Below are 10036 nucleotides of genomic sequence, written 5' to 3' on the forward strand. Positions count from 1 at the left end.
GACTGGATTTCCGAATTCGTCCCGGACAAAACCATAGATGAGATGGTGCGGCGCCGGTGGATAGGCGGGTGCCGGAATCAGTGAGAGAAAAGCGAGGAGCGTCAGGGCGTAAATTGTGTCGGGGCGTGGGGGTGTGAGCGGGTCGGGGTTTCGAGCCACAAGACGAAATTCGGTTTTCATTGTGCAATGTCTGGTTCGAGTCACTTTGAATTACGTTTCACGTTTCACGCATTACGGGTTGCGCACCACGAATCACGATTTGCGCCTTAATTGCCCGAGTAGGAATAGGTCACGAAATGCAGCTTGATGTCTTTCACCGTCCGGATAAAGCGGTCCAGCCCTTCCGACGGGTTGTTCAGCAGCGTGTGGCCCGGAATCACCAGCTTCCACTTGCTGTTCCAGACCGAGCGGCCGATCAACCGCCGATTCGTGTACTGCGAGGGCACCAAATCCCCGTTGAACACCGCCGTGCTCGACACCGGCCGGAACGCCTGATGTTTGCGGATCGCGAAGAGCTCTTCCGAGAGCGCATCGCTCGACTGCCACAGCGGCTTGCTCGAAAACGCCGACGCCCCCAGATTGAACGGCATCGGGATCGCCACGTCCGCCACCGTCCAGGTCCGCACGTTGCTCACGTCCCCCAGCGGCGGACTGCGCATCGAATCCTCGCCCACGGGGATCAAATAAACATAGGGCGTCGCCGCCAAGGCTTGGGTGTCCAGGAACGGGGCTGACGGTTCGGGCGGCGATGTCCCCCCGGCGGAATCCACCGCCCCTTTGTTGGCCGCCGGATTCTCCATCCCCCGATAGCCTTCCAACGCCACCCCCACCGCAAAGATCTTCGTCGCGAAGAGGCTCGGGCTGAAATTATGGTCCCCGGCCGCCAGAGTCCTTCCGAACAGATTCAGACCGTCGGCCACCGTCGTGCTGAATTCCAAAACGATGCCCGGCACCGGCAAGCCGCCGTCCCGGTTGATCTGCATGCAATGCATTCGAATGTCTTCATCTTGCAGGAGGTTGTCCATCCGGCCCTGCTCGAGAATGTCTTTCCAATTAGCGTCGCCGTCGGACCCTGGCAAGATGCGGGAGTTCTCCAGCCGGAGGGACACGGTCGTGCCGTAGGTGTCGGGGTTGTTGAAGCCCAGCCGGCCTTTGAGGCTGTCCCAATCATTCTTGAGTTCCGCCAAGACCCCGGAAAGACCGGAGTCGCCCGTGTTGCTGCCGGCGAATTGCGGCTCGCCATGCTTGACGACCCCCAAGGCGCGGGATTTGAAGATGCGCTCGAAGACTTCCTCGCCTTCGTTCGTGCCGAGCAATCCGGTGTCATAATCGTAAGCGCCGGCCGCCAGGAAGGTGTAGCGGGCGGCCAGGTCGAACAAGGTGCGGTAACGTTCCAGCTTTTCGTTGCGGAAAATCCGGAAAGCCGCGTCGCGGGTTCGGAAACCTTGGACAACGGCGGCGCCGCGTTGGCGGAAATTCTCGCGCTCTTTCTGCGTGCGATCGCCTTCGGCCACGAGCGACGCGAAATTCCTTTTCACGTCATCGAGCCGCCGCAGTTTGGCGTTGATCGTCGTGAAATGGCTTTGCAGCCCACCCAGGCTTCCGCCAAGTTCGGCCACGGCCTCTTTCACTTCGAGTTCCCATTCGCGCGGGGCAATTTCATGGAATTCGAGCCATCGTTGGGTCGTGGCCGTGGACACTTCCAGAGCTTTTTGGACCGACCAGGAAATGACGGTGATCCAATCCAGGGTGCTCTTGGTGGAACCTTTGATCGCCTTGACCGCGCCGCGCGCCGCCGAGGCCACGTCTCCGCCGGCCGCGAGTCCCGCGATGAAGGAAGTGGGTATCCCTTCGGCTGTGGCATCAAACAGATCGTCGATCGTTTTGCTGCCCCAATCGCCGATCTTCTCGAGCACCTCGGTGACCGCGGTGACGGCCTCCAGGGTCTGCTCCAGGATCAGGACTTTCTGCTGGTCATCGCGCGTCGCGTTGTGCAAACGGACCTTCAGCTTGAACAGATCGATCGCCTGGTCCAAATCCGCTTTCGCTTCTTCCGCATCGCCCAGGGCCTGGCTCAATTCGGCGTGCGCGGCGATCAGTTCGGAGATGGCCTGTTGGATTCGTCCGGGCGCGCGGCGCTGCCCGGTCCAAGTGGTGGGCTTGCTGAAGAACCCGTGGGGATACAATGGAAACTCGACATAATGATTGGTCGAATACGCCGCGGCGGCGCCGCCGACGATTTCGTTGAGCGAATTGACCGCGGTCACGACCGAGGTTCCCGTCAGGTTGGTGGCGAGCGTCGCCGGCAGAGTCTGAATGTCGATCTTGAATGTCTTCTTTTCCTGCGGCGTCAACGCGCCGTTAAACGCGAGCTCCGGAAGATCGACGTACATGAAATGAAGCAAGTCCGGCCCCTGATAACCGGTCTTGTAGGTCTTGCCCGGTCCAATGTCATCCGGGTACGGCGTGCCGAACAGCTCGATGAGCGAGTGTTCGTAGGCCAGTTCCTGGGCGGCGATCTGGGATTGGAACTCGGCGGTGGAATCCTGCTCCGAGCGCATCAGCCGTGTGATGTCCTTGGCTTCATCGAAGCTAATCAACGCGTTGTTCAACGCCACCTTGGCCCGGCGGAAGATCTGGTCGAAGTGAGTTCCGCTATCGTCGCCGACGACCTTGGTCGGGCTGATATCAAACGCAATCGAGTTGCGCGGCAGTCCCAGCGGCGTGTTGTCGCCCTCGGCGTTGTCGAGGGCCGTTTGCAGGCTTTCCATGATCGCCGGGAGTTCTTGGAGTTCCGGCACCACGGTGCGGTCGATTCTCTGAATGCCTTCATGGTCCGGATCCGGATCCGTTTCCGGAAGCATCGAATTGCCGGCCACCCAGTTCAGGTAGGCTCCCTGGCCGGTTCGACAAGCCCAGTGATCCATGCCCCAGTAGCGCGTGGAAGGGACCTTTCTCCGGGTGTTGCTGCGCGTCGGGGACATGAAATCCCAGGTCGGAACCCCGAAGTCCAGGTCCCTTCTCCAGGTCAAATCGAAGACGGCCTTGCCCGCCCGCGCTACGGCGGCCGCGGCGGCGACGAACTTTCGTTCATCGAGATAATCGACGGAGACCGGTTTGCCCAGCACCAGGACGGCTTCGATGCGGGGCACCCAGGTGAAATTCGGATTGATGAAGAGCGAGTAGTACCCCTTGAGCGCGGTCAGGTAATGGCCGTAAGCGTCGCCGTGGCCTTGAGGAAACATCTTGCGCGCGTCGTCCGCGTTCACAATCCCGTTGACCCCCTGATTGGCATCCTCCTGGATGTTGTAATTCAACGCGTAGATCACTTCGCCGGCGTCGATCCCGCGCGTGTAATTCCAAAACAGCCGGTTATAGACCGGAGACACTTCCACTCCGGGCAGAAGGAAATCGTCTTTGCCCCGCAGCAAAGCCAGTTCCTCCTCGATCAGCGAGCCGACCTGCCCTTTGAACGCGAACAGGGCTGTCGCGATGTCTCCGTAGGTCCGGTCCTTGGTGCCGATCCCGATTGTCGGATTGGCGGCATCGGCCCAGGCCTCATTGCCGATCATCATGTAGAGATCGTTGAGATATCCCGCCGAGAGCAGGAGGGCGTCGTTCGCCCCGCCAAAGTTGATGCCGGCGTCGATACTGAGCATCTTGCCGCGACGGAGGATCGTTTCGTAGATTTCGATCAAGCCGAAATTGTTAATCGTGTCCATGTTCAGGGCGATGTTCCCTTCCCATCGCTGGCCCGCTTGAGTCAGCAGGCTCACGTCGGTGTTGACCTGGTTGTTGAACAGGTCGCCCACCCGCTGGTTGAACGGGTTGATGCCGGCCAGCACGCGCTTGATCCAACCTTCGGCGAGCTGAGGCTCGGACCATTCGGACCACTGGTTGTAGAGGGGGTGGCTCGCGTTAATCGGCCGGTAGCGCATGATCACGTAATTGTCCACGAGCGCCTGGATTCCAGCCCCGCCCACGAGGAAACGGGGCAGTCCGTTGCCGTCGGCCGACACCGAAATGGAGTTGAAATCCGGCGGCAACCCATCCACGGGCGGCGCGATTTTCCACTGATAATGGTAGTCGTCGAAACGGCCCGCCAAATCCGCGGTGTGCTGGAAAGTGACTTGTTCGTCCAAAGGATTGGTCGAAGGAATCACCTTCACCTCGCCCCGATAAAGAGGCGCCGTCGTTCTGAGAATGTGGAGCGAAACCGGCGCTCCCGCCGGCGTGGAAGCCGGCAGACCGTTGCCGGAGATCAACGTGACGTAGCCTGTGCCAGGTCCTGAAGCGCTCAGGGCGTACGAATCGACGGCGGTGTCGTCGTCCGGCACCTCCGTGAGATCGCCAATTCCCTTCGTGAAGGTCAACGCGGGGTTGGGGATGAAGGTTCCCGGACGGGCGGGGTTTTCATAGAACGTCTCGACCGTCGTGGCCAATCCCGTAACGGCGGCGTCCCATTGCGATTTTTTCGGGTCCGCGGCCGGACAAAGGGCTTTGACCTTTTCCAGATCGGTTCCGGCGAGCACGTTCAGAAGAAGGTATTTCTCGCCCAACGGTTCGTCCTTGAATTCACCTTTGAAGACGAGGTGGCCCTTGGTCCCGCGAGTCGGATCAAAGAACAGCCGTTGCGCCAAATGCGGCGGCAGGTTGGGGAAATAGGTCTTGCCTTGATAAGTGTCGGTTCGAATTCCGTCCGGCAGTTTCTCCAAGCCTTGCTGCGCGATACCGAAGGACTTCTCGCGCGTCGGATCGTGCAGGATGACGCTCACTTTGGCGGCGGTGATGTCCCGCGCAATCGACTGTTGGTAGAGCAACTGGAGGCTGCTTTGCCCGCGCACCGCCGGCAGGCCCGTCTTCGGCAGGGTCAAGGTGTCCGCGTAGCGCAGTTGCGGTGTTTGCACGGGCCACACCGGCCGATAGACAATATCCAGCGCAGGCGTATCGCTCGAAGAGGCTTCGCCGACGAACTGGTTTTGCGCGTTTTTCGGACGAAGATAAGGCACGATCGCGCCGACCGCGGGCGGGTTTACGTAGCCCGGCCAGGAGAAGGCCGCTTGGTTCTTGTAGTAAAACCGCATCGTGAAGCTGTTGTTCGGCATAGGCGAGTTGGCCAAGTAAGGCGGCCGTCCGACGTAAGCCACGTTGCCTCCGGCAAAACTGTTGTTTGACACAATTTCCAAAGGTCCCTGGGTGACGACGTTTCCGCCGGCGGCCACCGTGAGCGCCAAACTCCTGGTCACGCTGCTGCCGTCATCGATGGCGGTGATCACCAGCGCAAGCGTGTTGGACCCGGCCTGGCCCTCGATCGGCCTGCCTTTGAGAGTTAGCCCATCGATCGTTAGCCAAGCCGGCAGCGCTGCCTGGACTCTGAGACTCTCGGCGCGCCGGGAGGCGTGAATCGTGTAACTGAAATCCTCGCCCATCACGGCCCTGGCCGCCGGCAGCGATTCGAACGCGCCCTTGGTGGCGTCATACTTACCGGCGTCGAGAGCCGGCGCGCCGGCGTGTAACCCGCGGTAAACCCAGTAGCTTTCTTTTCGGTCGCGGTAGGTGAACTTCTTGTAGTGGCCGAACGGACCGTTCCCATGCGTCGCCTGGTTCCAATTCACCGGCAGATCCCCATCGGCCCCGCCGGGTTCGGTGTTGTAATTGATCGCGCCGGCGCCCGAGCCTGCCACCGGAGGCGGAAGGAACGGCAGGGGCATCGGCGCCTGGAGAATCGTGCCGGCTTCGGTGATGTAATCGAATACGATTCCCGCGGCGGGCTTCTCGCGCAAAACTTTGAACGCCGCCACGGCGGGCCGCCCGTCCGATGCCGTGTAGTCCACCAGCACGAAAGGATCGGAGGAATACGCTTGGCCCGAAGTGATGTTCAGGTCGTCTCGGAGCGCGTAGGCTTGTCCGCCCAGCATCAACGCGTGTTCTTCATTGGGATTGAATCCGGGGCTGGATCGATTGTCCTGTTGATAGATTCTGCCCTTGGCTTCGAGACTCGCCAGCGGACCGCTGCCGTCGTTTCCAGCCAGAACGATCTCGCGCGGATTGGATGGCCATTGCAGCGTGTACCGGCCAATGGCGGACGGCCAGTAGATCGGCTTGAATCCGCGCGAAAGATCGGTCGGATTCTGTCGGAACCACCAAACCTCAAGCCGGTTGCTTCCGGGAATGGCGTTCACCGGGATGATCGCTCCCCGGTTGGCGTTGGTGAATCCGCCCGCGAACGGACTCACGTAAGCGGTCGGATGAAACAAATTCCCCTTGTCTTCCCGGATAAATCCCGACCAATAAACTTCGCTCGAAGCCGAGCCCAACTCGAGGACCGGCGCGGAGATCCGATTTCCCACCGGGGCGATGTCCTCCACCACGCGCGGCATCCGGACCTCATTGGTGAAGGTCAACTTTTCGGTCTGCGGATTCCAGGCCAGGAGTGACGTCGCAACCGTGTTGGCGAGATTGACTCCTTCGGTCCGGCCGGAAGCATTGACCGTCAGGTGGTCCTCCAGCCAGGAAAAGACGCGCTCGAAGATGACGTTTTCGCCGGAGGAAAACCGCAAGAGCGTCCGATGCGCCGGGAACGCGGGTTCCAGATGAGTGAAGAACTTGAGATCCTCGGTCATCTTGGCCCGGGGACGGTCCAGCGGATCCTGATACGCGATCATCGGAGTGTTATCGGTGGGCAGCGGGACTGCCGTGACCTTGGCCTCGGCTTCGGAGGTCACGCGCTGCCGCAAGTAATGGCTGTATCTGGCCGCGTCTTCCGGCCAGGTGAGGCGATAGCGGACGAAGCGGGCCGGCCAGCGCAACCCCAATTGCCCTTCCTCCATCCAGTGAATCAGGAGATCGTTCAGATTCAGAGTTTCACGGATGGCGTAAAGTTCGACTCTCGACCCTCCCTGACTGCTTTGCGACACGGCCTGGGTGTTCCACTCAAAATGAAACGAAGGCCCGTTCCCCTGGGTGAGCGGCTCGGGATGGAGAGCATCGCCGCCGAAGAAGCCGTCGAACGGAGCGATCCGGTCTCCCAAATCCGTGGTGATATCAACCGGCGTGGTTTGCTGCCGCACGTCGATTATCTCGTAACCCAAGTGCCTCCGAGTAATCCCATCCTCACGGGGGTCGCCGAGCAATTCCATGAACACGCGGCCTTCCCGGTTGTAGGCGTAGATTTGCCCGAGTTGCGCGTCATACCATAGCGTCCGGGTTTCCTCCAAGCGGTTGGTCTGAGCGAAGAAGGTCTGCCCCGGCGCGCGAAATTCCTCGGTCACCCGCTCGGGGAAGTTGTTGTTGTACACGAATCGAATCGCCCCGACGCGGGCGGCAGGAACGGTCACCGGCTTGCTGACCCGTCTGAAGGTTCCCTCGGTCCAATAAATCTTCCGAGGCGTCTTGACCGGGCTGCCGGAGACGACATAGGACGCCGTGAAGAGCCGATAATAATTCCCGGCTTCAAGCGAGTATTTGCTCGGATTGGCTTCATAGTCGCTCGGTTTAATGGTGGTTGGATTATTTCTCTTCCAGGCGATGCTGATCGGGCCCGGTTGAATGGCGAAGACCGTCCTGGCGTGCGGACTCCAGTAATAGGGAGCATTGGCGTGATCGTTGGCGGAATGCGGTTCCGCCAGCCAATAATCCTCGCGGAGGATATTGCCCGAAAGCAATTGCCCGTCCTCGTTCGTGTCCGGCACCGGAATGATGCTGCCGAAAAGGAAGGCGGTGCGGCGCATGACGAAGGGCGCCCCGACTTGCGCCGAGGTCATCACGACCACGATGACATTGTTGACCTTGCCTCGGGGCAACTGCGCCGCTTCCGCGTTCTTGGCGAGGTTCAGATTCGAGTTCAGGTTCAGAGGCGTCACCGGACGGGCCAGGGCTCCGTACGAGACAAAACCTTGAAATTGTTTGACCGTGGGTACAGTCGTGGGCAATCCGGCATCGCTTTGTTGATTCACCGAGGGCGTCCGGCCGTCCGAACCGGGCGGGTTGTTCACGGTGGTGGAAAGGGGTGATCCTCGCGGAGATTGGAAATTGTAAGGTGTCTTCTGCTGCCGAATCTCCAGCGGGAACGTTTGTGCCGCAGCCTCAATTGCCAGCAACTGAACACCCATCAAGAACGCCACATATGTTCGCATAGGCATGAGCTTCAAGAATTCGTTGAAACCGTCCGCGGTTATTGAGTTCTCATGATGAACGCCAAGGCGTAGAAGGGCGGACGAATGTCGAAAGCCTGGTTTCCGCCGGTGACGTCGGTTTCTTTGCCCATGTCGGTATGGCCTTGATAGCTGGCGTTCCGCCAATAATGTCGTCCACCATCACGCCACCCGTCTGGATTGCCCGTGCGGTCCAAATCCGAGATTCTGTGACTGTGCGCCGGGAGGTTGTTGACACTCAGCGTCACTTGATCCCTCCCCCCTGTATTCCCTGGGTTATAGCTAGATCCAGCCCCGACTATAAATCGATTCCGCAAATCGGGTGTCCCGCCACCGCCGTCGCACAAGCGCCAGCCCGTCGGAATGGCATTGATCGCTCCCGACCACATGATGATGCCGCCGATCGGAATCGACCCCCCGCCGGTGATGGGTCCGTCCACCTGGAGTCCACCGCTTCCCACCACGACCCGTCCCCCGCTCGGGTTCAGTCGAAGTTCGGTGGGGGCGTCACCGCCAACCGACTGGATCACGCCGGACCAATAGACGTTAGGAACATGGTGGAAGCCGAGACGCAAGCCGGTGCCGCTGCCGACGCCCTGATCCGTGTCGGTCACCAGCAATTGTTTGGCACTGGCGAGGTTCCGCGCCGGCGCTCCCGAGATCGCGGTCCCCCCCGTGGCTCGGACGCGAAATTGATTGGCGGCGCCGGAGCCGTAGTCGGTGTCCGTGTTGTCGGCCCAAATGAAGCTGCCATGATGGTTGGCTTTCGCACGACGGCCGGCCGCAAAGCTGTATTCCCCGGCGGCGGTGTTGGAAAGTCCTCCGGGAACGACGCTCCGATCCCCGCTGGCCGTGTTCCCTTCGCCGCCGCCCACGAACGCGCGCGGTCCACTCGCGGTATTCCCATTGCCGCCGGCCACCGTGGATTTGTCACCCGAGGCCGTGTTGCCCACCCCGCCGCCGATGAACGATTCCGTGGCTGTCGCCTGGTTATTGAAGCCACCCGACACCGTCGAAGTCAGACCCGTCGCCCGGTTCATATCACCACCTCCGACCGTGCTGTTGACCGCACTGGCGGTGTTTTTGCGTCCCCCGGCGATGGTGCTGTATTCCCCGCCCGCCACCTGGGTGTTGTTGTCCCTCGTCAATTGGAGGTCCACGGCCTTGCCGCCGCGGGCGTTGCCGCCTGAACCGGTGCTTTGTATTGGGGCGCCAATGCCAATGGCTGCGAGTGTTCCCGAAGTGATATTCACAAACGGCGCTCCCTGATCGTTCACCAGCGAGACGGCGTTTCGCGCCAGGAACGAGTAGGGCGCCGCGAGCAGTTGGAGCCGGGGCGCAATTTCCACATCGGTGGTGGAGAGGCCGCGGACCGTGATCCCGATGTAGCGCTCGGATGCCGATGAACCCGTGAAAATACCCGACAGATTGGCGTGCGGTTCGCTCCCCACCACGCTGCCTTCCCCCAGCAGGACGCTGAAGTAGCCCTTGTCCACGGTGATGGTTTGCTGCTCGGCCCAAAGGGCGACCCCCCCGGTCGCGGCGGTGTAGATGCGGAAGAAGGCGGTGTAATTCCGGGGGCTGTCGTTGCCCAGGACCACGCCGTTCGCGTCGGCCAGGAAGCCTTGGTAGCTCATGCGCTCGGGCGGATTGGCATCCGCGGCGCGGCTCCAGGGTACGGCCAGGAAGCAGGGGAGCAGGATGGTGAGGGTGGCCCGCCAGCAAGCGGCGCGGTGAGGGAGTGAGTTCATAGGCTGAGGCTTCATGGTGTTGTGATGAGTCGCTAAATCGATTGGCTCAAGGCGCGGTCAAAAACGGGATATCGGTGATCCGGCTCAACGCGAAACCGCCGCGAACGTTGAATCGGCGGACTTCGCCCGGTC

Annotated in this window: 2 protein-coding genes; both read right to left on the reverse strand. The window is 60.9% G+C overall.

The features are described from left to right. Positions 1–266: 266 nt before the first annotated feature. Entirely contained in the window at positions 267–8141 is a 7875-nt protein-coding gene (locus FJ398_21620) for a hypothetical protein (protein MBM3840511.1), read from the reverse strand. A 32-nt stretch (positions 8142–8173) separates the two neighbouring features. Then, positions 8174–9904, reverse strand: a complete 1731-nt coding sequence (locus FJ398_21625) for a hypothetical protein (protein ID MBM3840512.1) — start codon at positions 9902–9904, stop codon at positions 8174–8176. Positions 9905–10036: the final 132 nt, after the last annotated feature.

The sequence above is a fragment of the Verrucomicrobiota bacterium genome (genome assembly GCA_016871535.1).
GTDB lineage: Bacteria > Verrucomicrobiota > Verrucomicrobiia > Limisphaerales > SIBE01 > VHCZ01.